The sequence below is a fragment of the Formosa sp. F44 genome, assembly GCF_056238645.1.
Map to the genome: position 1 here is coordinate 14,523 of NZ_JBWDLJ010000001.1, position 24,934 is coordinate 39,456.

General features: G+C 33.8%; 28 protein-coding genes. 18 read left to right on the forward strand and 10 right to left on the reverse strand.

Annotation, left to right across the window (positions count from 1 at the left end; genetic code table 11):
- Positions 1–127: 127 nt before the first annotated feature.
- Positions 128–748 (reverse strand): tRNA (guanine-N1)-methyltransferase, encoded by a 621-nt coding sequence (locus AC0UBM_RS00055; RefSeq protein ID WP_475687153.1) that lies wholly within the window; start codon positions 746–748, stop codon positions 128–130.
- 400 nt (positions 749–1,148) lie between these two features.
- Positions 1,149–2,555: a trypsin-like peptidase domain-containing protein gene (locus AC0UBM_RS00060; RefSeq protein WP_475687154.1), complete on the reverse strand. Its 1,407-nt coding sequence runs from the start codon at positions 2,553–2,555 to the stop codon at positions 1,149–1,151.
- 149 nt (positions 2,556–2,704) lie between these two features.
- Between AC0UBM_RS00060 and dapF the strand changes: the two genes are divergently transcribed.
- The 4 genes from dapF to AC0UBM_RS00080 all read left to right on the forward strand — a co-directional run bounded on the left by dapF (position 2,705) and on the right by AC0UBM_RS00080 (position 5,938).
- On the forward strand, positions 2,705–3,484 hold the full coding sequence (gene dapF / locus AC0UBM_RS00065; RefSeq protein ID WP_414037428.1) for a diaminopimelate epimerase: 780 nt from the start codon (positions 2,705–2,707) through the stop codon (positions 3,482–3,484).
- Entirely contained in the window at positions 3,478–4,002 is a 525-nt protein-coding gene (locus tag AC0UBM_RS00070; RefSeq protein WP_475687155.1) for a GNAT family N-acetyltransferase, read from the forward strand. The genes dapF and AC0UBM_RS00070 overlap by 7 nt, the downstream gene beginning before the upstream one ends.
- Positions 4,002–5,045 (forward strand): endolytic transglycosylase MltG, encoded by a 1,044-nt coding sequence (mltG, locus tag AC0UBM_RS00075; RefSeq protein WP_475687156.1) that lies wholly within the window; start codon positions 4,002–4,004, stop codon positions 5,043–5,045. The genes AC0UBM_RS00070 and mltG overlap by 1 nt, the downstream gene beginning before the upstream one ends.
- Before the next feature lie 224 nt (positions 5,046–5,269).
- On the forward strand, positions 5,270–5,938 hold the full coding sequence (locus AC0UBM_RS00080) for a peptidoglycan-binding protein LysM (RefSeq protein WP_414037425.1): 669 nt from the start codon (positions 5,270–5,272) through the stop codon (positions 5,936–5,938).
- A gap of 2 nt (positions 5,939–5,940) precedes the next feature.
- Here the strand turns inward: AC0UBM_RS00080 and AC0UBM_RS00085 are convergent, their stop codons facing one another.
- From AC0UBM_RS00085 to dnaA, 3 genes are read right to left on the reverse strand one after another with little or no spacing between them, the layout of a single operon-like run.
- Entirely contained in the window at positions 5,941–6,657 is a 717-nt protein-coding gene (locus AC0UBM_RS00085) for an SAM-dependent methyltransferase (RefSeq protein ID WP_414037424.1), read from the reverse strand.
- A 45-nt stretch (positions 6,658–6,702) separates the two neighbouring features.
- On the reverse strand, positions 6,703–7,155 hold the full coding sequence (locus AC0UBM_RS00090) for a low molecular weight protein-tyrosine-phosphatase (protein ID WP_475687157.1): 453 nt from the start codon (positions 7,153–7,155) through the stop codon (positions 6,703–6,705).
- A 12-nt stretch (positions 7,156–7,167) separates the two neighbouring features.
- Positions 7,168–8,595 carry a chromosomal replication initiator protein DnaA gene (gene dnaA, locus AC0UBM_RS00095; protein WP_414037422.1) on the reverse strand — a complete coding sequence of 476 codons (1,428 nt, stop codon included), beginning with the start codon at positions 8,593–8,595 and terminating at the stop codon, positions 7,168–7,170.
- A gap of 183 nt (positions 8,596–8,778) precedes the next feature.
- Between dnaA and AC0UBM_RS00100 the strand changes: the two genes are divergently transcribed.
- Positions 8,779–9,177, forward strand: coding sequence for an acyl-CoA thioesterase (locus tag AC0UBM_RS00100; protein ID WP_475687158.1), 399 nt, complete (start codon positions 8,779–8,781; stop codon positions 9,175–9,177).
- Positions 9,178–9,179: 2 nt separating this feature from the next.
- Here the strand turns inward: AC0UBM_RS00100 and AC0UBM_RS00105 are convergent, their stop codons facing one another.
- From AC0UBM_RS00105 to ribD, 3 genes are read right to left on the reverse strand one after another with little or no spacing between them, the layout of a single operon-like run.
- Positions 9,180–9,788 (reverse strand): IMPACT family protein, encoded by a 609-nt coding sequence (locus AC0UBM_RS00105; RefSeq protein WP_475687159.1) that lies wholly within the window; start codon positions 9,786–9,788, stop codon positions 9,180–9,182.
- 3 nt (positions 9,789–9,791) lie between these two features.
- Positions 9,792–10,406 carry an HAD family hydrolase gene (locus AC0UBM_RS00110; protein WP_414037419.1) on the reverse strand — a complete coding sequence of 205 codons (615 nt, stop codon included), beginning with the start codon at positions 10,404–10,406 and terminating at the stop codon, positions 9,792–9,794.
- Positions 10,399–11,403 (reverse strand): bifunctional diaminohydroxyphosphoribosylaminopyrimidine deaminase/5-amino-6-(5-phosphoribosylamino)uracil reductase RibD, encoded by a 1,005-nt coding sequence (gene ribD, locus AC0UBM_RS00115; RefSeq protein WP_475687160.1) that lies wholly within the window; start codon positions 11,401–11,403, stop codon positions 10,399–10,401. The genes AC0UBM_RS00110 and ribD overlap by 8 nt, the downstream gene beginning before the upstream one ends.
- Before the next feature lie 27 nt (positions 11,404–11,430).
- Between ribD and AC0UBM_RS00120 the strand changes: the two genes are divergently transcribed.
- The 5 genes from AC0UBM_RS00120 (at position 11,431) to AC0UBM_RS00140 (ending at position 16,232) form a co-directional block, all read left to right on the forward strand.
- Positions 11,431–11,913 carry a GNAT family N-acetyltransferase gene (locus AC0UBM_RS00120; RefSeq protein WP_475687161.1) on the forward strand — a complete coding sequence of 161 codons (483 nt, stop codon included), beginning with the start codon at positions 11,431–11,433 and terminating at the stop codon, positions 11,911–11,913.
- On the forward strand, positions 11,910–12,782 hold the full coding sequence (gene prmC, locus AC0UBM_RS00125; protein WP_434036565.1) for a peptide chain release factor N(5)-glutamine methyltransferase: 873 nt from the start codon (positions 11,910–11,912) through the stop codon (positions 12,780–12,782). Before AC0UBM_RS00120 ends, prmC begins: the two co-directional genes overlap by 4 nt.
- Entirely contained in the window at positions 12,779–13,360 is a 582-nt protein-coding gene (locus tag AC0UBM_RS00130; protein ID WP_434036564.1) for an LOG family protein, read from the forward strand. Before prmC ends, AC0UBM_RS00130 begins: the two co-directional genes overlap by 4 nt.
- Before the next feature lie 2 nt (positions 13,361–13,362).
- On the forward strand, positions 13,363–15,363 hold the full coding sequence (ligA, locus tag AC0UBM_RS00135) for an NAD-dependent DNA ligase LigA (protein ID WP_475687162.1): 2,001 nt from the start codon (positions 13,363–13,365) through the stop codon (positions 15,361–15,363).
- 86 nt (positions 15,364–15,449) lie between these two features.
- Positions 15,450–16,232 carry a hypothetical protein gene (locus tag AC0UBM_RS00140; RefSeq protein WP_475687163.1) on the forward strand — a complete coding sequence of 261 codons (783 nt, stop codon included), beginning with the start codon at positions 15,450–15,452 and terminating at the stop codon, positions 16,230–16,232.
- Positions 16,233–16,323: 91 nt separating this feature from the next.
- On the opposite strand, the gene AC0UBM_RS00145 is transcribed toward AC0UBM_RS00140, so the two are convergent.
- Both AC0UBM_RS00145 and AC0UBM_RS00150 read right to left on the reverse strand, forming a co-directional pair.
- On the reverse strand, positions 16,324–17,238 hold the full coding sequence (locus AC0UBM_RS00145) for a bifunctional metallophosphatase/5'-nucleotidase (RefSeq protein ID WP_475687164.1): 915 nt from the start codon (positions 17,236–17,238) through the stop codon (positions 16,324–16,326).
- A 10-nt stretch (positions 17,239–17,248) separates the two neighbouring features.
- Positions 17,249–18,007: a 5'-nucleotidase C-terminal domain-containing protein gene (locus AC0UBM_RS00150; RefSeq protein WP_434036560.1), complete on the reverse strand. Its 759-nt coding sequence runs from the start codon at positions 18,005–18,007 to the stop codon at positions 17,249–17,251.
- 70 nt (positions 18,008–18,077) lie between these two features.
- On the opposite strand from AC0UBM_RS00150, the gene AC0UBM_RS00155 reads away from it, so the two are divergent.
- From AC0UBM_RS00155 to AC0UBM_RS00190, 8 genes are all read left to right on the forward strand, one after another.
- Positions 18,078–18,608, forward strand: coding sequence for a DUF6913 domain-containing protein (locus AC0UBM_RS00155; RefSeq protein ID WP_475687165.1), 531 nt, complete (start codon positions 18,078–18,080; stop codon positions 18,606–18,608).
- Entirely contained in the window at positions 18,601–19,479 is an 879-nt protein-coding gene (gene dapA, locus AC0UBM_RS00160) for a 4-hydroxy-tetrahydrodipicolinate synthase (protein WP_414037409.1), read from the forward strand. Before AC0UBM_RS00155 ends, dapA begins: the two co-directional genes overlap by 8 nt.
- A gap of 178 nt (positions 19,480–19,657) precedes the next feature.
- Positions 19,658–20,458: an outer membrane protein assembly factor BamD gene (locus AC0UBM_RS00165; RefSeq protein WP_434036558.1), complete on the forward strand. Its 801-nt coding sequence runs from the start codon at positions 19,658–19,660 to the stop codon at positions 20,456–20,458.
- Positions 20,459–20,462: 4 nt separating this feature from the next.
- Positions 20,463–20,789: a DNA-directed RNA polymerase subunit omega gene (locus tag AC0UBM_RS00170; RefSeq protein WP_414037407.1), complete on the forward strand. Its 327-nt coding sequence runs from the start codon at positions 20,463–20,465 to the stop codon at positions 20,787–20,789.
- Positions 20,790–20,799: 10 nt separating this feature from the next.
- A complete protein-coding gene (gene coaBC, locus AC0UBM_RS00175) occupies positions 20,800–22,011 on the forward strand; it encodes a bifunctional phosphopantothenoylcysteine decarboxylase/phosphopantothenate--cysteine ligase CoaBC (protein ID WP_475687166.1) in 1,212 nt (403 codons plus the stop codon).
- Positions 22,004–22,891, forward strand: coding sequence for a type IX secretion system protein PorD (porD, locus tag AC0UBM_RS00180; protein WP_475687167.1), 888 nt, complete (start codon positions 22,004–22,006; stop codon positions 22,889–22,891). Before coaBC ends, porD begins: the two co-directional genes overlap by 8 nt.
- A 62-nt stretch (positions 22,892–22,953) precedes the next feature.
- Complete coding sequence (gene recN, locus AC0UBM_RS00185) at positions 22,954–24,606, forward strand: DNA repair protein RecN (protein ID WP_475687168.1); 1,653 nt, start codon at positions 22,954–22,956, stop codon at positions 24,604–24,606.
- A gap of 15 nt (positions 24,607–24,621) precedes the next feature.
- Positions 24,622–24,882, forward strand: a complete 261-nt coding sequence (locus tag AC0UBM_RS00190) for a hypothetical protein (protein ID WP_475687169.1) — start codon at positions 24,622–24,624, stop codon at positions 24,880–24,882.
- The last annotated feature ends 52 nt before the right edge of the window (positions 24,883–24,934 follow it).

Consider the following 24,934-nt stretch of genomic DNA (forward strand, 5'->3'; position numbering starts at 1 on the left):
CTTTTGCAAAGATGCGAAGAATCGAATTAAAATCCGAAGTTATTTATCTCTCAAAAGATGGAATTAAAAAAGTCCATACCGATAGTATGGACTTGATGTTGTTATAAATATAAGATTCTTACTTTAATTAAGAATTAGATTTATGCTTATTTAACTCGTCTTGTAATTGTCTACGTACTTTTTGCTCGCGTTCTAAAGCGGTCTTACGGTGTTCGTCAAACTCTTCTTCTATTTCGGCAAGCATGCGTTTTGCTTCTTTGGTGGTAGAATTACTATTTTTAAATTTATAAATAAAGAATAGTAGAAAGACTAACAGAGCGCCTATTATAGACCATATAAAAGTATTGTAAGTGGTTTTGCTAAGTTGCATGCCTAAAAATTGCATGCTATCTTTTTCCTTATTTGTAAGATCTAAAGTGTTTTGAGTTTTACTTAGATCTGTTTTTAAGGTTTCAATCTCTCTTGCTTGTGCGTCTACATTAGTTTGAGTTTCAACTAAATCTATTCTAATTGCTTTTAACGAATCTAGAGTGTGAGATTTTAATGTCTGTAACCATTCCCTTTTTACGACTTTATAATTTTGATAATTATTGGATTTTTGAATGACATATTCAAATTGATTATCTAGCGTTCCTTCGTTTAAAGATAATTTGCTCTCTTCTTCAGATTCTGGAGTTGTTTGTGCAACGACCGTTAGGGTAAGAAGGCAAGCAAATAGAGTAGTAGTTAATGTTTTTATTACATTCATTATGGAATTCGTATTTGAGTTTTTTAAGATTGTGGCGAAATTAAAAAATAAAGTCTAAGTTAACTGTTTTAATTAACAAAAAACCTCACTTTAGTGAGGTTTTATATATACGTTCTAAATTGATTTTTGGATGATTAAACTTAATAAGAACTATAGTATTTTATGCTTTAAATAGTGTTAAAATAGGGTAACTGCTTGAGCACTATAAATATACTTCAATTGAATTATATCTATAATAATTACAATTTTTTTAGAACGAACTGTATCAACTCGTCTTTTTAAATATTTATGTTATTGCAACGTATAAAATTTTAAATATAGAAGTGCAGACTTTATAAAATAAACCCCTTCTTAATTAAAGAAGGGGTTTATTAAAACTGATATTTAAAGTTTTTATAATTTATCTAAAATTGTAACGTTCTTTTTCTCCTCTAGAGTTAATCATTTCAATTTGTAAAGGTTCGTTAGGAGATTTAGCTTTTAAGATGTTCTGAACATCGTCTATAGAGTGTACTTTCTGAGCATTTATGGCTGTAATAATAGTTCCTTCCATTATCCCATTTTGCTTCCAATATTGCGCATATTCATTATTTAATCTTACAATTTTTACTCCGTTATCTAGATCAAACTTTTTCAAGTCTTTTTTCTCGGTGTTTTTAATAATACCAACTAATGGCATAGTAAAGGTTTGGTTTTTAATTAAAGTAACAGGAATGGTTTTTAAGTCGCCATTTCTTAATACTGTAATATCAACCACATCGTCTGGACGTTTTGTGTTTAAATGACCTCTTAAATCTGCAAATTTTCTAATCTTCACATGGTCTATTTTCTTTATAATATCGCCACGCTGTAAACCAGCAACTTCTGCACCAGAGCCTTCTTCTACATTATCTACATAAAATCCTTCAGTATCTTCAATATTTAATTTTTCGGCAAAAGTATTATTTAACGCACCTCCTGTAACACCTAAAATACCGTTTTGCACGTTCCCGTACTCCATGATATCTTCAATCACTTTTCTAGCAATATTACTAGGTACCGCGAAAGAATATCCTATGTAAGAACCGGTCTGAGACGATATAGCCGTATTTATTCCTATTAAATCACCATTTGTATTCACTAGCGCACCTCCCGAATTCCCTGGATTTACAGCCGCATCAGTTTGAATAAAGGACTGATTACTTTGTCCGGTTAAATCTCTAGATTTTGCGCTTATAATACCTGCCGTAACAGTAGATGTTAAATTAAACGGGTTTCCAACGGCTAGCACCCATTCTCCTAATTTGGCTTGATCGCTATCTCCAAAGGTTGTATATGGTAAATCTTCGTCGGTTTCAATCTTTAATAATGCAATATCGGTATTATCGTCGCTACCAATAATTTTGGCTTCATATTCCCTATTATCATTTAACGTAACTGTTAATTCTTGAGAATTATTAATAACGTGGTTGTTGGTAATAATGTAACCGTCCGGTGATATAATAACACCAGAACCTGTTCCTACTTGTGGTCTAGCAGAAGATCTACCGTAAAATAAATCTTTATACGTCATTTGCCCAGTTACAATAGATGTGTTTTTTACATGGACAACACTATGTACTGTGTTTTCTGCTGCCGTGGTAAAATCTGGTGCATTACTTACAGCATTTAGATTAGAAATATTAGCGGTTGGTATAAAATTGGTTGGAGCAGTTTCCGTTTTCGTGATAACTAATGCGTCTTTGTTTTCTAAGAACATTTTATAGGTTCCTAGAGTTAACATACCACCTAAAGCAGAAACGAAGACTAAAGTCAATATTTTTTTCATGTTTAATGTAATTTAGGTTAATAAAAAATAATTATTAAAATTACCTCTTTATTGCTTTGTACAGAAGAGTTTAACGCTATTTAACTTAGTATTTAAGAGATTTTAACACTCGAAAGAATTGCTAATTATTCATATATTTGCCGATAATTATGACACATACATTTTATAAATATCAAGGAACAGGGAATGACTTTGTGATGATCGATAATCGTCAGAATACATTCGACAAAACAGATATAGCACTTATTAATCGCTTATGCGATAGACGATTTGGAATTGGTGCCGATGGTTTAATCTTATTAGAGAATCATCCGGAGGCGGATTTCGCAATGGTGTATTACAACGCCGATGGAAACGAAAGTACCATGTGTGGAAATGGCGGACGATGCTTATCTCAATTCGCGAAAGATTTAAACATAATCGATAAAAAAGGATCTTTTGAAGCCATTGATGGGATGCATCACGTAATTTTCGATGGTGATTTGGTGCAATTGCAAATGCAGGATGTTGCCAATATTGAGGACCACAAATCTTATGTGTTTTTAAATACGGGATCTCCACACCATGTACAATTTGAAGATCAGATAGAAACCTTCGATATTAAAACGCTAGGAAGTGCAATTAGAAACGGGGCACCTTATTATAAAGAAGGAACCAATGTAAATTTTGTAAAGAAACTATCTAGTAACCAATTCGAAGTTAGAACCTACGAAAGAGGAGTGGAAGATGAAACCTTATCTTGTGGTACAGGTGTAACAGCTGTAGCTATTGCCATGAATTACTTGGGAGAAACTCCAGATAGTACGGTGCATTTAAAAGTACAAGGCGGACAATTAAAAGTATCGTTTACAAAAACAGAAGATGGCTATAAAGATGTGTGGTTAATTGGCCCAGCAAAGCAAGTCTTTAAAGGGGAAATTGAATGGTAACCTTAAAAGGAGAGCATATATTTTTACGCGCTTTAGAGCCTGAAGATTTAGATTTTATTCACGAAGTCGAAAATAATGAAGCTATCTGGGAACTAAGCAATACGCAAACACCGTATTCTAGATATTTAATAAAACAGTATTTAGACGAGTCTCATTTAGATATTTACGAGGTAAAACAATTGCGTTTGGTGATTTCTGATTACGATAATAATGTGATTGGATTGATAGATATTTTCGATTTTGATTTTAGAAATCGAAAAGCCGGCATTGGGATTCTTATTACCGATGAAGCTAAACGGGCTAAAGGATATGGTAGCGAAGCACTATCGCTTTTAGTTAATTACTGTTTTAATCATTTACAACTACATCAAGTGTATTGCAATATTTCAGAAGATAACGTAGCCAGTCTAAAATTATTTAAAAATCTAGAGTTTCAAATCATCGGATTAAAAAAAGATTGGAACCTTGTTCATGGTGTTTATAAAAACGAATTCCTATTACAATTAATAAATAGCTAATGTATATTAAAAAAATTCTTATTGCCATTGTGCTTATCGGCCTAGTAATTTCTGCCTTTTTCGCACACTATGTATATGCTGCCATGTTTAAGCCCAATACAGCTTTTAACAACGAAACGGCATACATTTTTATTCCTACTCGTGCTTCATATCAGGATGTGCGCGAACAGTTAAAACCTCTTTTAAAAGATATTGAAACCTTTGATGCCTTAGCAGAACAGAAAAAATATACTACACATATTAAAAGTGGGAAGTTCAGTATTACTAAAGGAATGACAAATAACGATATTATAAATTCCATTCGTATTAATAGTCTTCCGGTTCAAGTTGCATTTAATAATCAAGAAACGATTGAAAAATTAGCAGGTCGTATTGCTACACAAATCGAAGCCGATAGTTTGTCTCTTTTAGTGGCGATGCAAGATACTGCCTTTATAAAAGAAAACGGATTTAATAAAGCCACGATGTTGGGAATGTATTTGCCAAACAGTTATGAGTTTTTTTGGAATACCTCTGGAGTAGAGTTTAGAGATCGCATGCTTACCGAATACAAGAGATTTTGGACGAGCTCAAGATTAGCTAAAGCCAAAGCTATTGGTTTATCTCCTAGCGAAGTAATTACGCTGGCTTCAATTGTTCATGAAGAATCTAAGGCTGCCGACGAACAACCTAGGATTGCAGGTGTATATTTAAATAGATTAAAGATAGGTATGCCACTACAAGCAGATCCAACCTTAAAATTTGCAGCGTATCAATTACCAGAATACCAAGATACCGTTATAAAACGTGTTTTAAACAAACATAAAACTATAGTTTCTCCTTATAATACCTACTTAAATGCAGGTTTGCCTCCAGGATTAATTGCTATGCCAGATCTTACGGCTGTTAATGCGGTGCTAAATGCAGAAGATCATGATTACTATTATTTCGTCGCCGATGCGAAGCGCTTAGGATATCATAATTTTGCCAAGAATTTAAGTCAGCATAACGCGAATGCAAGAGCCTATCAGAACTATCTAAATCGTCAAGGAATTACCAAATAATTGTTAAAACTGATGTTTTTAAATCATAATTTGTAATATTTTTCTTTCTTAATAATTCGATTTTGTAGTCCAATAATGCCGTTAACCTAAACGTTTTTAGATAAATATATGTGTTGAAAAACTGTTAATTGATTAATTTTCAGATTAATAAAAAATGTTGTATATTTGCCGACTGAAATTTTCAGGTAACTAGTTTTTATCTATCTGAAGAAATTAAACGTATTATGAAAAGTATTGGAAGTTATGTTATCGTAATTCTTGCAATATGTTCTTTGGCTTTTTATTCATTTTCAACTGAAAAAATCAGTGTAGCCGAGAACAGTAATTTATCGGAAGGCTTAGCCTTAAATTATCACGCGGTTAATGATAGTATTGATCGTAATCATGCGGAAGCATTAAACACAAATATTAAACACACATTTTCACCAGATTTGGGAAAAACGTATGTTGGTTTTAAAGAAGCTTTAGGTTTTAAAGAATCTAGAGGAAATTATTTTACAGTGAATACATTGGGGTATTTAGGAAAATACCAATTTGGAAAAGAAACTTTAAAAATTATTGGAATTTATAATCCGGTTAAGTTTTTAAAGAATCCAGAATTGCAGGAAAAAGCATTTTTAGCGAATACAGAGCGCAACAAATGGATTTTACGACGAGACATTAAAAATTATGTTGGTAAAACGATTAATGGCGTTGTGATTACCGAATCAGGTATTCTTGCAGCGGCTCATTTAGCTGGACCAGGTAACGTTAAAAAGTATTTAAGAAGTTACGGTGCAGTAGGTTTTAATGACGCTTACGGAACATCGGTAGCGCATTACATGAAGAAGTTTTCAGGTTACGATACGTCTTTTGTAAAACCAAATCAGAAAGCAAAAGTTAAAAAAGTATAAGTTTAACTTTTATGAATAATAAATATTGAAGGCCTCTTATGGAGGTCTTCAGTGTTTTTAAGCCATGCTGAAGCAGGCTTCGTTTTAATAAATTCGGTTGGTAATGTAATATCACAAGCCACACACACCATAGTGTTTTTGCCTAATGCACTACAAATATCCTCAAGCATTTTATTGTTTCTATATGGTGTTTCTATAAATATTTGGGATTGGTTATAGTCGAAAGACAGACGCTCTAAACGCCTTAATTCCTGCTTACGTTCACTCTTATCTATAGGTAAATAGCCATTAAAAGAGAATCCTTGACCATTCATTCCTGAACTCATTAGTGCGAGTAGGATAGAGGAAGGCCCAACTAAAGGCACAACTTGAATACCCTGCAGATGTGCAATATTTACGACATCAGAGCCAGGATCGGCTACGCTTGGACAACCCGCCTCAGAAAGTAACCCAACATTTGTTCCGTTTAAACACGGTTCTAAAAAGCTTGGTAAGTCGCTTTCAGATGTAAATTTGTTTAAATGAAAAAATTCCAAATCAGATTGCACCGTTTCTGGACAAATTCGTTTTATAAAACGTCTTGCAGTTTTTTCATTTTCAACAATAAAAATAGTTGTGTTTTCAATGATGGTTTTTACTGAAATGGGTAACACTTCTAAAGGTTCGTTATCGCCTAAAGTGGTTGGAATAAGATAGAGTTTTCCTAAAGAAGTTTTCATAAGTATAAAAATGTATTCAGTTTTATAATCCGAAACTGAATGATGTTATTTTAATTTTTCGACAATTACATCGCATGCTTCATCTAGCATTTTGTAGACGTTTTCGAAACCATGAGCACCACCGTGATAAGGATCTGGCACATCGTAATTCTGATTGGGATAAACTTCGTTTAAAATCATTTTTACTTTGGCTTTATCCGCATCGGTACGTGCTAAGCTTAAAATGTCGCTATAATTGGATGAATCCATAGCGTAAATGATATCAAAATCGTCAAAATCTCTAACAGAAAATTGTCTTCCCATTAATTTTGAAATGTTAATACTATATTTGTTTCCTACGGTAATAGAGCGATTATCGGGATGAGACCCGATATGATAACTCGCTGTTCCTGCAGAATCCACTACATAATCGTCGTAAGGTAATTTAGAGCGTAAAATACCTTCTGCCAAAGGAGATCGACAGATATTTCCAAGGCAAACCATGAGTATTTTAGTCATTGTAATTGTGTTTTAAACCGAAAGCTTTTTAGTAATATCTTCAACGTACTTTTTAAATTGCTTATCTGTAGTCGATAAATTATCGACCGTTTTACAAGCGTGAAGTACAGTAGCATGATCACGTTTTCCTATTTGAGAACCTATACTAGCTAAAGAGGCTTTAGTGTATTTCTTAGCAAAAAACATAGCCAATTGTCTCGCTTGAACAATATGACGTTTTCTTGTTTTAGATTGCAGTGTGTCTACATTCATTTGGAAATAATCCGACACTACTTTTTGTATATAATCGATAGACACTTCACGTTTCGTGTGCTTCACAAATTTTTCAACAATTTGCTTTGCAAGATCTATAGTAATTTCTTTTTTATTGAAAGACGACTGTGCTATTAACGAAATAATTGCACCTTCTAATTCTCTAACGTTAGATTTAATATGTTTGGCTACATACTCAACAATTTCTTCAGGCATATCTACACCGTCACGATATAATTTGTTGTTTAGTATAGAAACACGTGTTTCAAAATCTGGGCTTTGCAATTCTGCAGAAAGTCCCCATTTAAAACGCGATAGTAAACGTTGCTCGATATCTTGCATGTCTACAGGCGCTTTATCACTCGTTAAAATTACTTGCTTACCATTTTGGTGTAAGTGATTAAAAATGTGGAAAAACACATCTTGCGTTCCTGTTTTACCAGATAAGAATTGAACGTCGTCAATAATTAACACGTCTATAATTTGATAGAAATGAATAAAGTCGTTTCTGTTATTCTTCTTTACAGAATCTATATATTGTTGCGTGAATTTTTCAGCAGAAATATATAACACCGTTTTTTCAGGATATTTATCTTTAATTTCTACACCAATAGCATGAGCTAAGTGTGTTTTACCAAGACCAACTCCTCCAAAAATTAATAACGGATTAAAAGATGTTCCTCCTGGTTTTGCCGCTACAGCTAATCCTGCACTTCGGGCTAATCGGTTAGAATCTCCTTCTAAAAAGTTTTCGAAACTATAATTCGGATTTAATTGCGATTCGATCTTAACATTTCTAATTCCTGGAATAATAAACGGATTACGTAATTCTGGGTTTTTATTGTTAAGCGGAATATCTACATCTTGGGCTTTAACTGCAGATCGGCTAGAACTAGGAATGCGTTCTGTAAAAGGTTGTTTATTGCCATAAGTGTTTTCCATTTTAATAATGTAAACCAGTTTGGCTTTTTCTCCTAATTCTTTAGTTAAGGCTACTTTTAAAATTTTAACATAGTGCTCTTCTAACCACTCGTAGAAAAATTTACTCGGGACTTGTATGCTTAAAGCGTTGTCCGTTAATTTAACTGCGGCGATTGGCTCAAACCATGTTTTATAAGCTTGCGGTTGGATATTATCTTTTATAAATTCAAGACAGTTATTCCATACCGATTGCGCAGTTACACTCATTATAATTTGAAAGATTTCTTAGTTAATGTTAAAAAGGATAATTGAAAATATCCCTCGTTTTTTGGTTTGACAAATATGTGAACAAATATCTTAAAAAAAAAATGCTCAGCTATTGAATTTTAAGATTTTTTTCCTCATGTTTAACCTGCTTTATAATGTACGAAAAAATAATGAAATTTTATTATGATAATTGACGAAATAGAAATAAGAGTGCGTTATGGTGAAACCGATCAAATGGGCGTTGTTCATCATGGGAATTATGCGTTGTATCTAGAAATGGCGCGGACTGAGTGGCTACGGTCTTTAGGAGTGTCTTATAAAGAAATGGAAGCCCAAGGTGTTATGTTACCTGTGATTTCAATGTCTTTAAACTACAAAAAATCAGCTTTTTATGATGAGGTCATTAAAGTGAAAACGATACTAAAAAAGAGCCCTACGGTTAAGATCGATTTTGACTTCGAAATTATGAACCAAAAAGGCGAAATTTTAGTTTTAGCGAACACGGTTTTGGCTTTCATTAACATGGAGACAAAGCGCCCCATGAAATGTCCGAAATATATATTAGATCTTATACCTGAATAAACTTACAGTTCTTTAATTTCGACTTCATAAAGGATGCTGAAACTATTAAATACAGTTTCAGCATCTTTTTTTCTAACCGATATGGTAAGCTCACAGTGAAGTTCTAATTTTTGGTCTACGACATTTAAATTTTTCTCCTTTATCGTGCGCATTACCTTATTCATGTTTTTATAATCGAAAACAATAAGGTATTCTATATTAATGGTGCGTTCTACAATTTTTGAAGCTTCCAAGCTTAATTGTGCCGACGTTCTATACGCACTTATTAAGCCACCTACACCTAATTTAACGCCTCCAAAATAGCGTACTACAATTATTAGAACATTAGTAACATCAAAAGATTGAATTTGTCCATAAATAGGCATTCCAGCAGAATTGTTTGGTTCGCCATCGTCGTTGGCTCGATATGCAATCGTTTCTGTTCCTATTTGGTAGGCATAACACCAATGCCTTGCAGCATGATGCTGTTTCTTTATGGCTTCTAGATGCTCTTTAACATCGTCTTCCGTTTTTACAGGAAATGCATATCCAAAAAACTTACTGTTCTTTTCTTTAAACAGCGTTTCTTCAGATGGTTTTAAAATGGTTTTGTATGTGTCCTGTACTTCCAAGTTTTAGCTAAATAGTTCTTTCTTAGTTTCAAATAGGGTTGTAACGTCTTCTTTAGCAGGATCGATATTCCAAGTGTGGATGCCTAGTTTCTCTGCAGCGGTGGTGTTTTCTGTTAAGTCGTCTACAAATAACGTTTCAGCAGCAACAAGGTTGTTTTGTTTTAAAACATATTCGTAGATATCTGGATTCGGTTTTCTTAGGTTAATTTCGTGCGATAAGTAAAATACATCAAAATAACTCTGAAACTCGTTAAAAAATGGCACATAACTTTTTACAAACTCGATATGTAAGTCGTTAGTGTTGCTTAGTAATATTAATTTGTATTTCTTGCTTTCAGAAAGTGCTTTTAAAAATTCTAACCGATGATGAGGAAAATCTTTTAAGATAGAGTTCCATATTTCTAGAATTTTATCTGACTGTACATCTGGAAAAGACGATTCATAAAACTCTACAAATTCAGAGGTATCCATCAGTCCCATTTCATATAGACTGTTAATATGTGTTAAGTCTTCTGGAATGCTGTCTAATTTAAAATTAAGTAAAGCATTTTCTAGAGCACCGACTTTATCTAAGTTGATAAATACGTCTCCAAAATCGAATATTATTGTTTTAATCATTGTTGTAATATTTTAAAGTATCGTTTAAAAGTTTTGTTTCAGAAGTTAAGCGTCCTTTTACTTCAGGTGCTTTTGTACCTTCTAAAAACTGATTTGTGCCGTAAAAAACACGGGCTTCGTCCCAAAGGTTTTCACTTATAAAAGTTTGTAAGGTTTTGCTTCCACCTTCAATAATTACAGACGTGATGTTGAGTGCATGTAAACGTTTACATATTTGAGATGCTAAAGGTTGTGAGGTGTCTAGTTCTGCATCCGTCAATCGTATGGTTTTAGCTGTAGCATTAAATACGGCAGCCTCTTCTGGTAAGTTATTGTGTGTATCTACTACAATGCGTGTTGGATGTAAGCCGGTCCAGTCGCGAACGGTTAAACTCGGATTGTCTTGTAAAACGGTGTTGCCTCCAACTAAAATGGCTTGCTCTTCGGCGCGCCATTTATGCACCAATTGTCTAGAATATACATTGGTAATCCATACCGGTTTTTGTTCCTCTTTAGTTTTAGGAGCTATAAATCCATCGGCAGATTGTGCCCATTTTAAAATAATATATGGTCGCTTTTTATTGTGAAACGTAAAAAAACGTTTGTGTAGGTCTTTACATGCGGCTTCTAAAACACCGACAGTAACCTCACAACCCGAATTTTGTAATTTTTTTATGCCTTGTCCAGCAACTAAAGAATTGTCGTCTATAGTACCAATTACCACTTTTGGAATATTATGTTTTATTATAAGGTCGCTACATGGTGGCGTTTTTCCAAAATGAGAACAGGGTTCTAAAGTAACATATAAAGTAGCTTGTTTTAAAAGCGATGTGTCTGTAACCGATTGAATCGCATTTACTTCGGCATGAGGTCCACCGTAGGGGCTTGTAAATCCTTCCCCAATAATAGTGTTGTTAACTACAATTACACAGCCTACCATTGGGTTTGGTCGTGTGGTTCCAAGTCCGTTTTTGGCAATTTCTATACAGCGATTTATGTATTTTTCATGTATCTTCACGGCACAAAAATAAGATTAAAAACGAGGATGACCCATTTCGTGATAAGAGAAATTCAAACAAAAGACAATCTGCAAGTCGCGGCACTAATTCGTACCGTGTTGATTGAGTTTGGTGTGCCTAAAGTTGGGACAGCATACGAAGACAAGGCTTTAGATGATATGTCTGAAACCTACAATACTGAAAATTCTGCGTATTTTGTGGTCGATACCGATGAAAAAATTATTGGTGGAGCTGGTATTGGTCCGCTAAAAGGTGAAGACGATATTTGCGAATTACAAAAAATGTACTTTTTAGAGGAGGCTAGAGGTCAGGGTGCAGGTAAGGCTATGATGGATACATGTTTGCAAAAAGCCAAAGATTTAGGGTTCAAAAGATGCTATATTGAAACTTTACCTTATATGAAATCGGCTATGAGCTTATACGAGAAAACAGGATTTGAGTATATCGACGCACCGATGGGCGATACGGGACATTATTCGTGTACGATTTGGATGATAAAAGATTTATGAAACTAAAAGATATTCAAAATACATTTCACGAGGCATTAGATGCCGATTATGATAAGAGAGAAGTAGACCATTTCTTTTTTATGATCTGCGACTATTATTTCAACTTTAAACGCATTTCGCTTGCTTTAGAACCTGAATATAGTATTTCGGAAACAGATGCGATTCCTGTTCTGGATGCTTTAGAATCTTTAAAAAAGCATGAGCCTATTCAGTACGTACTAAAATCGACTGAATTTTTTGGTTTGGAATTTCAGGTGAATAATGCAGTGTTAATCCCGAGGCCCGAAACCGAAGAGTTAGTAGCGTGGATAATTGAAGCGGGCTTAGATAAAATTAAAGATCCGATACGTATTTTAGATATTGGGACGGGAAGTGGTTGCATTGCTATTGCGGTGGCGAAACATTTTGAAAACGCTAATGTTTTTGGTGTGGATATATCTGAAGATGCCATAGGCGTTGCAAAACACAATGCAGAATTAAATAACGTTACAGTTAATTTTATTCAGGCCGATATTTTAAACATAGACCCAACTCTAGTTTCAGATTTCTCGTTACCGTTTGATATTATAATTTCCAATCCGCCCTACGTACGCGAACAGGAGAAGCTTCAAATGAAAGCAAATGTGTTAAATCATGAACCACATCAAGCTTTATTTGTAGAAGATCACGATCCGCTAAAATTTTATAAAGTCATCTCGGAATTCGCAAAAATTAATTTGGTAGAAGACGGACTGTTATTCTTCGAAATTAATGAGTTTTTAGGCGAAGAAATGGTCGCCTTATTAATTGAGCATCATTTTAAGGCTGTAGAGCTAAGAAAGGATATGTTTAAAAGAAATAGAATGATTAAAGGCATAAAAAAAATATGAAATCTATAGCTGTTTTTTGTGGTTCGAGTGTAGGAACCGATTCAAAAATTAAATCTGAAGCCTATCATCTAGGTAAAAGCTTGGCCGAACGCCAAATTACTTTAGTTTATGGTGCCGCTAAAATCGGAATTATGGGCGAAGTCGCTCGTGGTGTTTTAGATTACGAAGGACGGGTTTTAGGTATTATTCCTGGGTTTTTAGAAACTAAGGAAATTGTACATCCTAAACTATCAGAATTAATTGTAACCGATAACATGCATTCACGAAAAGTGATTATGTATGAAAAATCAGATGGATTTATGGTGCTTCCAGGAGGTTTTGGTACAATGGATGAGTTTTTTGAAATTGCCACTTGGGGACAATTAGGTCTTCATACAAAACCTATTGGAATTTTAAATATTAACGGTTTTTTCGATCATTTAATAGCGTATTTTAAAACCATGGTAGAACGTGGATTTTTAAAACAAGATGTACTAGATGCCGTTGTTGTAGACGACACTGTAGTTGGGTTATTAGAAAAAATGAATAATTATAAGCCTTTACCAGCTCCTAAATGGTTAAATAAAGACAGATTGTAAGCATGACGATTGAAACACAGATTCAGCAATTAAGAGACCAATTAAACGATTATAATTATAAATATTACGTTTTAGACGAAAGTGATATTAGTGATTTTGAGTTCGATATGAAACTTAAAACACTTCAAGATCTGGAAGCTAAACACCCTGAATTTTTCGATGTTAATTCGCCTACACATCGTGTGGGAGGGACTATAACTAAAAATTTTAATACCGTTGTACATGATTATCGCATGTATTCTTTAGATAATTCGTATTCTAAAGACGACTTGTTAGCATGGGAACAACGCGTAAAGAAAATGGTTGACGGTGATGTGTCTTATACGTGCGAATTAAAATACGATGGGGCTTCCATAAGTTTAACTTACGAAAACGGAATACTGACTAAAGCAGTAACGCGTGGCGACGGCGTGCAAGGGGATGAGGTCACAGCGAATATCAAGACTATAAAATCGGTACCGTTAAGACTAAAAGGCGATTTTCCTGAAAAATTCGATATTCGTGGAGAAATTGTGTTGCCTTTTGAAGGCTTTAATAAAATGAACGAAGACCGAATTGAGATTGGTGAAGAGCCTTATCGAAATCCGAGAAATACAGCATCAGGAAGTTTAAAATTACAAGACAGTAGTGAGGTGGCTAAACGTCCGTTAGAATGTTTACTTTATAATATAATCGGTCGAAATTTAAATATTCAATCACAAAAAGAAAGCTTAGACAAAGCGAGAAGTTGGGGATTTAAAGTGCCAAACGTTGCTAAGTTAGTAGATTCTATAGATGGTGTTTTCGAATTTATAGAATATTGGGATGTGCATAGACACGATTTACCTTACGAAACAGATGGTGTTGTGGTTAAAGTAAACAGTTTTCAGCATCAAGACGAGCTGGGATATACCGCGAAAGCACCACGTTGGGCCATTGCATATAAGTTTAAAGCCGAGCAAGTATCTACGCGATTAAATGAAATTACATATCAAGTTGGACGTACAGGAGCAATAACACCTGTCGCCAATTTAGAACCTGTAGAATTAGCGGGAACTACGGTTAAGCGTGCATCTTTGCATAATGCCGATCAGATAGCGAAATTAGATATTCGTGAAGGTGATGAGGTTTTTGTAGAAAAAGGGGGAGAGATTATTCCTAAAATTATTGCGGTGGACTTATCACAACGTCTAGCAGATTCTTCACCAACAGCCTATATAACGCATTGTCCAGAATGTCAGACAGAACTAGTTAGACAAGAAGGCGAAGCACAGCATTATTGTCCGAATTATAACGGATGTAAACCACAAATTGTTGGTAGAATTCAGCATTTTATTTCAAGAAAGGCAATGGATATCGATGGTTTGGGAGGAGAAACAGTCGCTTTATTGGTACATGCAGGATTAATTCAAAATTATTCAGATTTATACGCATTAGCAAAAGAAGATGTTTTGCCTTTAGAACGCATGGCCGAAAAGAGTGCAGATAATTTAATAAAAGGAATAGAGCAGTCTAAGCAAGTACCTTTTGAACGGGTGTTGTACGCTTTGGGTATTCGCTATGTTGGAGAAACGGTTGCTAAGAAACTCGTAAAACATTTTAAATTCATTGATAAGGTTGCAGAGGCTACCGAAGAGGAGCTTGTTAATGTTGACGAAATTGGAATAAAGATAGCAAAAAGTGTTGTTGAGTTTTTTCAATCAGATGAAAATCAAAAGATTATTGAAAGGTTGAAAGGGTTTGGATTGTCTTTAGAAATTTCGGAAGAAGCATTGGCTAATCAATCCGATACGTTATCAGGGAAAATATTTGTTGTTTCTGGGGTATTTACTACGGTATCTCGAAATGATCTTAAAAAAATGATTGAAGATAATGGTGGTAAGGTGGGAAGTTCAATTTCGTCTAAAACATCATATGTTATTGCAGGTGACAAAATGGGACCGAGTAAGCGCACAAAAGCAGAGCAATTAGGTATCGATATTTTATCGGAGAATGATTTTCTGTTGCTGTTAAAAGATATTTAATTTAATTATAATGACTTGAGTATTAGCTAAACTTGCAAATAAAGATATTAGATGGTTATATTTGTAGGATAGGAGCCAATTAATCTATGAAGGAAATACATTATTTGTTAATTATTTTATTTTTACTAAGCGGTATGTACGTCTTAACAGAGTGTATGTCGCTTTTCCATTTTTCTCAAGCTATAACAGCTTTTATTGTACCAGTTATAACTGTTTTTTACTTGGTTACTTGCAAGAGAAAAACACCATATTTTACAACTTTTTTAATTTTGTATTCCGTAGCTTATCTTTTTACTTTAATAGATGTTAGTGAGATATATGAATTTCTAAATTACTATGTATCAAACCTTATGTTTATATCGGCATACATTTTTTTAATTTATGGGGTTTCAAAAAACATTCCCTTTAAAGGGGTAGTGCCTAGATTTAATCTTACTATTATTATTTTAATTCTATTAAACTCTTATGTACTTTACAACTTGTGGAGTAATGATTTTTCTAGCGAATATTTCTTTAGAGAGCTTCCTGATACAATAGAAAAATTACCTACTGAGGACGCTCCTCTTTTAAGAGAAACAATGATGTCTATATTACTAGAGTTTGTATATAATTTGGTGGTTTTAGTTCTATTAAATGTGTCTTTTATAAATTATTTATATAAAGAAAATAAGAGATCAATGCTTTTGTTTATAGGGAGTTTATGTGTAGTGTTTTCAGAGGTTATTCAATATGCTATCTTTTTCCCTTCAGATGTTATTATATTAAACGTTATATGTTTTTTACTTATTCTTGTAGGTTTCTTGTGTTTTTATCTTTTTGCAATTCACCCTATTAAGAAGGGAGCGCTTACTTTTAAAACCATACAATAGCATATTAATAAAGTGCCATACCAATTTAATAGAGTAAAAAAAAAGAGCGCTAGAAATGCGCTCTTATAATGATATTTTTAAAACAGTTTTATTAAACAACAATAGAGACGCCTTCTGCGGCTTTGTTTTTGTTAGAGTCAAAGTAAAAATCTATTTTACCTAAATTAATACCGTAACAGCCTACCTGGTTTACTAAAGTGGTTTTTTCTTCAATATTTTGTACTAGTGTTGGCTTTGCTAAAAAGGTATGTGTATGTCCGCCAATTATTAAATCGATATCTTTTGTAGAAGCGGCAAGTTTTAAATCGCTAATTTTTCCTTCAGTATTGTATTGGTATCCCATATGTGAAAGACAAATAATGAGATCACATTGTTCTTGTTGTTTTAAGATACGCGTCATGTCTTGGGCACTTTCTACGGGGTCTAAATATTTTGTCTCTTTGTACATCGCTGGATCTACTAAACCACTCAATTCTATTCCTAACCCAAATACACCTATCTTAATTCCGTCTTTAATAAAGACCTTGTAGGGTTTGGTGTGTGTATCCATTACGGTATTAGAGAAGTCGTAATTAGAAATTAAAAAGGGAAATTCTGCATGTGGTAGTTGTGCATACAAACCATCGACCCCATTGTCGAAATCGTGATTTCCAATGGTCGCAGCATCGTATTTAAGTTTACTCATTAATTTAAACTCCAGTTCACCGCCATAAAAATTAAAATAAGGTGTGCCTTGAAAAATATCTCCTGCATCTAAAAGTAAAGTGTTTGGGTTTTCTAAACGAAACTTATCTATTAAAGTTGCGCGTCTTGCTACACCACCTTTATTTGCTCTATCGCCTTCGTTCGGACCAAACGGATCAATGTGACTATGCACATCGTTGGTGTGTAAAATGGTGATCTTTTTGGTTGTTGGTGCTGTTGTAAAAGAGGATAACGTTAATCCGCCTAACGCAACTAAAGAGGTTGCAACTGTAGATTGTTGTAAAAAATCTCTACGTTTCATAACACTTTATTTATTTTAATTGGATAAATCTATCGTCTATCACCGGGTTAATAGTGTCTACTTTTGTAAAATAATCGATAAGCGCATTTCTCCATTTGTAATTTAATACATATAGGCTGTCGCTTGGCTGAAAAAAGGTCATGTGGTCGCCTCCGTTATATAAATAATCATTGGTGGCGATGTAATACGTTTTGTTTTCGTCTATATCCTTACCTTTTACTTTCGCTTCAGTTACATCGAAATCGGAATTTATAATCAGTTTTAACTGAGAGACCGGGTGTGGTCGCTTAGCTTTACTAAGGTATTCCATAGCTTCATTTACATTCTTGCCTTTTACACTGGCTACCACAATACTATTTTCAAACGGCATAATTTCATATGCGGTTTTAAGCGTTATATCGCCTTTAGGTATTTGGGAGCGAATTCCACCATGATTTAGAATAACAAAATCTATATCGTGATTGGTACGACTTTTAAAAATCGGATTTGCTTGTTCGTATACAATATCGGCCATGAGGTTTCCAATAGCTGTATTAAATTCGCCATTACTTTTATTGTATGACGCTGGGGCATATGCAAGAACACTATCTAGGGTTTTAACCACGTGGTCATGATACGGCTTTATAAAGTCTGTAAGTGTGGGATCAGGAATTATTTCTTCGGAAACGGGAATTTGTTTGCCTTCAATTTTTGCTAAGTTTACAGTGTTTGTTTTACAACCTACCAGAAACACAAGAGAAAAGGCAATAATTAATTGTTTAAAAATCATAATTAAACTTATAAATTTTACTGAAGTATGGGTATAGTTTTTCTACATTTGCACGAAAGTTTAAATATAAATGATTTTAAAAGGTTTTAGGGAAAAATCTAATAAAAAGTATTTTGATAAATTGTTAGTAAATCGCAAGATTTCCAATGTGTCAAAACCTATTGAAAGTTTGGGAGTTATCGTGAATATCGATGAGTTTTCTAACCTCGAAGCCTTAAAGTCTATAACTAAACTTTTAAATATTAACCCGAGTAAATTTCAATTAATAACCTTTACAACGTCTATTCCGAATAAAGAAAGTGAAGATAATTTATCTTTTTCTTCTAAGGATATAGGTTGGAGTGGTAAGATTAAGAATGGTGAATTAGACGCATTTTTAAATACGAATTTCGACGCTTTAATTAGTTATTATTTTACAGATAATTTAGATCTTAAAATGCTAACAGCACTGTCGAAAGCCGATTTTAAGATAGGGGTTTTACAAGAAGAACAACGGCAAAACGATTTAATTATTAAGGTAAATCCGGATGCGATAGAGGTATTTAAAACAGAGCTTTTAAAATACTTAAGTATATTAAAAAGAATTAAAAAAGATGAATAGTAAATTAATGGGGACTGGAGTTGCTCTGGTTACACCTTTTAAGGCAGATCTTAGTATAGATCACGAAGCACTAACAAATATTGTTAATTTTAATATTGATAACGGTACCGACTATTTAGTAATAATGGGAACTACCGGAGAAAGTGTAACAGTTACTAAGGAAGAAAAGCTGGCCATAATAAAAACTATTTCTGAAGCAAATAACGGACGATTACCATTAGTTTTAGGAATAGGAGGGAATAATACAGCAGCGGTTATAGAAGAAATTAAATCTACAGATTTAAGTGGATTTGAAGCGATTTTATCGGTGTCACCATATTATAGTAAGCCAACTCAAGAAGGGGTTTATCAGCATTTTAAAGCCATATCAGAAGCTTGTCCTATTTCCATTATTTTATATAATGTACCAGGGAGAACGGCTTCTAACATGTTGCCGGAAACAACCATTAGACTTGCCAACGACTTTACTAATATTGTAGGGGTTAAGGAAGCCGGAAATAATATCGGACAATATTTAAAGCTTTTAAAAGATAAGCCAGAAGATTTTTTAATTATTTCTGGGGACGACGATTTAGTCTTAGGAGTACTTTTAGCAGGTGGTTCGGGTGTTATTTCTGTAATTGGTCAAGCGTTTCCAGCTCAGTTTTCTAAAATGATTAAATTAGGATTAGAAGGTAAGGCTAAAGAGGCGTATGCGATTCATTTTAAATTAATGGACGTAATTGGTTATATCTTTGAAGAAAATAATCCGTCAGGAATAAAAGCGGTTTACGAAGCTTTGGGCTTATGTCGTGCAGATGTGAGATTACCATTGGTAGAAGCAACTCCTGGGTTAAAAGATAAAATTAAAGCGTTTGTAGAAACACTTTAATACAAAGCTAATTGGCGTGTGTTTAGCAAGGAAGCACGCGCTTATTTTTTCGGTAGCGTTTAAAAGTTAAAATATACTTAAAGCTAATTGTAACCTAATTACAACCTTTATTTTAGCTGAAAAATAATATTTTTAAAATCAATTAGAATAGCTTAATTTTGCATTCTGTTTAAAAACTATGAAGAAATATTTATACATTTTATTCGCGTTTATTGTTTTAAGCTCATGTAGTGAATATCAACAGACACTTAAAGCGACAGACATTGGACCAAAATTTAAATTAGGGGAACAACTTTATAATGAAGGTGAGTACTCTAAAGCAAATAGATTATTTTCTCAGATTGTGCCAAGTTACCGAGGTAAACCACAAGCAGAGAAATTAATGTACATGTATGCACAGACACAATATGGTATGAAAAACTATATTGCATCTTCTTATCAGTTTGAGCGTTTTGCAGACTCGTATCCAAAAAGTGAGAAGTTAGAAGAAGCTTCATTTCTAAGTGCAAAGAGTTATTACATGAGGTCTCCTGTTTTTAGTAAAGACCAAACAGAGACAAAGGAAGCTATAGAAAAATTGCAATTATTTATAAACCTATTTCCAAAATCAGAATACTTAGCAGAAGCTAGTGGTTTTATTAGGGAATTAGATGGTAAATTAGAACGTAAAGCATTCGAAATTGCTAAGCAGTATAATACGATATCAGATTATAAAGCATCAATCAAATCTTTTGATAACTTTTTGTTTCAATTCCCAGGGTCATCATTAAGAGAAGATGCGATGTATTATAGATTCGATTCATCGTTTAATCTAGCAATACGAAGTGTTGAACGTAAGAAAGAAGAACGTTTGGAATCTGCAGAAAAATATTATAGAGATTTAATTACTGGGTTTTCAGAAACGCAATATTTAGATCGCGCAGATAAAATGCACGAAGAGATAGTAGAAGAATTAAAAAATTACAGCACTAAAAGTTAATATAATGGATTTAAAAAAAATCAATGCTCCTGTTAATACAATAACGTACAACAGAAATAAAATTGACGAACCGACAGGGAATATATATGAAGCAATTTCTATTATTTCTAGACGTGCAGATCAGATTAACACTGAAATTAAAAAAGAACTAATTGAAAAATTAGAAGAATTTGCAACGTATAATGATAGTTTAGAAGAGATTTTTGAAAACAAAGAACAAATTGAGGTTTCAAAATTCTACGAAAAATTACCTAAGCCACACGCTTTAGCAGTACAAGAGTGGTTAGACAACAAAGTATACTACAGAAACACTGACGAAGACGTTCAGTAAAACATAAGCGATGTCAATACTAAGCGGCAAAAACATACTGTTAGGCATTAGTGCAGGTATAGCTGCTTATAAGACAGCTTCTTTAGTAAGGTTATTTATAAAAGCAGGTGCAAACGTTAAAGTCGTTATGACACCTGCTTCTGTTGATTTTGTAACACCCTTAACCTTATCTACCTTATCTAAACACCCAGTGGTGTCTTCGTTTTATAATGAAGACGACGAGAATGCGGTATGGAACAGTCATGTCGATTTAGGCCTTTGGGCAGACTTCTTCATTATTGCGCCAGCAACTGCAAATACCATGTCTAAAATGGCTAATGGTACTAGCGATAATTTATTGTTAGCGACCTATTTATCGGCTAAATGTCCTGTGTATTTCGCTCCTGCAATGGACTTAGATATGTTTAAACACCCTTCTACAGCTCAGTCTTTCGAAACCCTACAAAGTTTTGGAAATATTATGATTCCTGCAACCTCAGGCGAATTAGCCAGTGGTTTAGTGGGCGAAGGTCGTATGGCAGAGCCAGAAGATATTGTATCGTTTATAGAAAACCATATTCTTGGCAATTTACCTTTATACGGTAAAAAGGTTATGATTACTGCTGGACCAACTTACGAAGCTATAGACCCAGTTAGATTTATTGGAAATCATTCTAGTGGTAAAATGGGATTCGAGTTGGCAAAAACAGCAGCAAATCTTGGTGCTGAGGTGATTTTAATTTCAGGGCCAACAAATCAAATACTTCAACACAGCGCTGTTAAAATTAATCATGTAATAAGTGCACAAGACATGTACGAGCAAGCACATATGCATTTTAACGATGTAGATATTGCAATCTGTGCGGCCGCTGTTGCAGATTATAAACCAAAAGAAGTTGCACTTCAGAAAATAAAAAAGGACGATAGTACGTTAAACATAGAACTGGAAAAAACTAAAGATGTTTTGGCTTCTTTAGGTGCTATAAAAACCAATCAGTTTTTAGTTGGCTTTGCATTAGAAACTAATAACGAACTGGAGCACGCCAAAGGAAAATTAAATCGTAAAAATTTAGACTTAATCGTTCTTAATTCGTTAAACGATGAAGGCGCCGGATTTAAGTCTAATACCAATAAAGTAACGCTTATTGATGTTAAAGAACATATAACTGAATTTAATTTAAAATCGAAGGCAGACGTTGCTCAAGATATATTCAATGAAATATTAAATCAACGATATGCGTAATATATTATTTGTAGTGTTTTTATGTCTTTCTCTTAGCTTATCTGCTCAAGAGTTAAACTGTAAAGTTGTGGTTAATGCCCAACAAACAGGAAATGAAAATGTTCAAGTATTTCAAACATTAGAAAAGCAACTTAACGAGTTTGTTAATAATACACAGTGGACTACAAGAGGTTTTAAAGTCACCGAACGTGTTAATTGTAGTATGGTTATTATTATAAATGAATATGATGGCGACCTATTTAAAGCTAGCATACAAGTGCAATCTTCTAGACCCGTTTATGGTTCATCGTATAGCACGCCCGTTTATAATTTTAATGATCAGAATTTTACATTTAATTATGTCGAGTTTCAGAATCTAAACTTTAGCCCGACACAATTCGAGTCTAATTTAGTGTCTGTTTTAGCCTATCATGTATATATGATTCTTGGTCAAGACGCAGATAGTTTTAAATTAAAAGGTGGTGATGAATTTCTAAACCAAGCGCAAACCATTGTAAATTATTCACAGCAGGAAGGTTTTAAAGGATGGAAGTTAGCAGATGGTTTACAGACTAGATACACTTTAATCGATAATATGTTATCACCAACTTATAAGGAATATCGCGAAGTCATGTATTCATACCATAGAAATGGATTGGATAACATGAGTACCGATGTTAAGTTGGGGAAAGAAAATATTGCCTCGGCTATAGAGCCGTTTAAAACCATGAATAACCGTAGACCAAATTCTTTTTTATTACGTGTGTTTTTTGATGCAAAAAGCGACGAAATAGAAGACATCTTTTCAGGCGGACCTAGCGTAAATGTTTCAGACATGGTAAGCGTTCTTAACAATGTAGCGCCTACATATTCTAGCAAATGGAGAAATATTAAGTTTTAATTTGATTACGACTTAAATCTAAATTATCTTTGATTTTACAAATCTAAAGCACCTCAATCACATTGCTTACATCTCTATCTATAAAAAACTATGCCTTAATCGACGATTTACAGGCAGATTTTAATTCTGGGTTTACTATTATCACTGGAGAAACCGGTGCGGGTAAATCTATTTTACTTGGCGCATTATCGTTAATTCTAGGTAAACGAGCAGATTTGTCGTCTTTAAAAGACGATACTCAGAAATGTATAATTGAAGCCGTTTTCGATGTTTCAAATTACAATTTAGAGGCTGTTTACGAACAGGAAGACTTAGATTTTGAACCGCAAACTATTATACGTCGCGAAATTTTGCCTTCAGGAAAATCGCGTGCCTTTGTAAACGATTCTCCTGTTACTGTAAGTAGTCTACAGGCTTTAGGCGAGCGTTTAATCGATATCCATTCGCAACATCAAACCATGCAACTTACAGACGATGCCTTTCAGTTTCAGGTTATCGATGCCTTAGCACAGGTTGAAGCACCTTTAGTAGATTATAAAAAGCAACTTAAGGCTTATAAATCTCTTCAGAAGGAATTAAAAAAACTATTAGATTTTCAGGCAGAAGCGAATAAAGAGCATGAATATAATTCGTTTTTATTACAAGAATTAATTGATGCTAAATTGGTTGAAGGCGAGTTTGAATCTTTAGAAGAAGAATACGAAACACTTGATAATATTGAAGCAATTAAAGAAAAAATTGGTGCTTCTCATCAGTTATTAAGCGACGAACAAATAGGGGGATTAGCTATACTTACCGAAATAAAAACAAACTTTAGTAAGATTGCGTCTTTTTCTCAAAAGTATAAAGACTTATACGACAGAATAGATAGTAATTTTATCGAGTTGTACGATATTTTTACAGAAATAGAGGCTTCGGAAGATGCTTTAGAAGCAGATCCAGGGCGCTTAGAAGTGGTTAATTCAAGATTGCAATTGCTTCATAATTTAAAGAAAAAGCATTTAGTTTCAGAAATTTCAGAACTTATAGAGATTCAGAATGCTTTAGATGAAAAAGTAGGGGTAACCGAAAATCTAGATAAAAATATTCAGAAATTAAAAACTGAAATAGCTAAGATTGAAAAAGCTTTAAATGCTTTAGCAAAAACAATTCATACCAAACGTAACGCCGTTATTCCAACGTTAAAATCGCAGTTAGAAACGTTGTTAGCCGATTTAGGTATGCCGAATGCCCAGTTTAAAATTACTTTAACCGTGGCATCAGAATTTCATGCAAATGGAAAAGACGATTTACAATTTCTGTTTTCGGCGAATAAAGGTGGCGCATTTAAACCCTTAAATAAAGCGGCATCGGGAGGAGAGTTATCCCGAATTATGTTGGCTATAAAATCGGTGTTATCCAAGTACATGCAGTTGCCTACTATAATGTTCGATGAAATTGATACTGGAGTGTCTGGTGAAATATCCAATAAAATGGGAGTCATTATGAAACAGATGAGTTCTAGTATGCAAGTGTTTGCTATAACCCATTTACCACAAGTTGCAGCAAAAGGAGACACTCATTTAAAAGTATATAAGGAAGATGTTAACCAAATTACAACGACGAATCTTATTGAAATTAAAGGCGAAGATCGTATTGTAGAAATAGCACAAATGTTGGGTGGTTTGGAATTGTCTAGCTCTGCTATAGCCCATGCTAAGCAATTATTAAATTAATGCAACTTTTAAAAAATGAAAACATCTTCGAGTATCCTGTTAGTATTAGGTTTTATATTGGCCTTTAGCAGTTGTGACGGGGATGATCAGGGCACATGTAGTGGAGTGTATTCGGAGGGAGAATGTATTCCGGATTTTGTGTTTCCGCCAATAGATAGTGTGGTAAATGGTCAGAAGTTTTATCACGATACTTATGGTATAATTAGCTACAAAAATGGCAATTGGATGGCAGAAGACGCTACGATTATTACTGAAAATGAATTATTAATAGAATAAAAAGTTTTATTAACTTTGACGATTCTGGGATTTAGTCCCAGGCAAAGTTAAA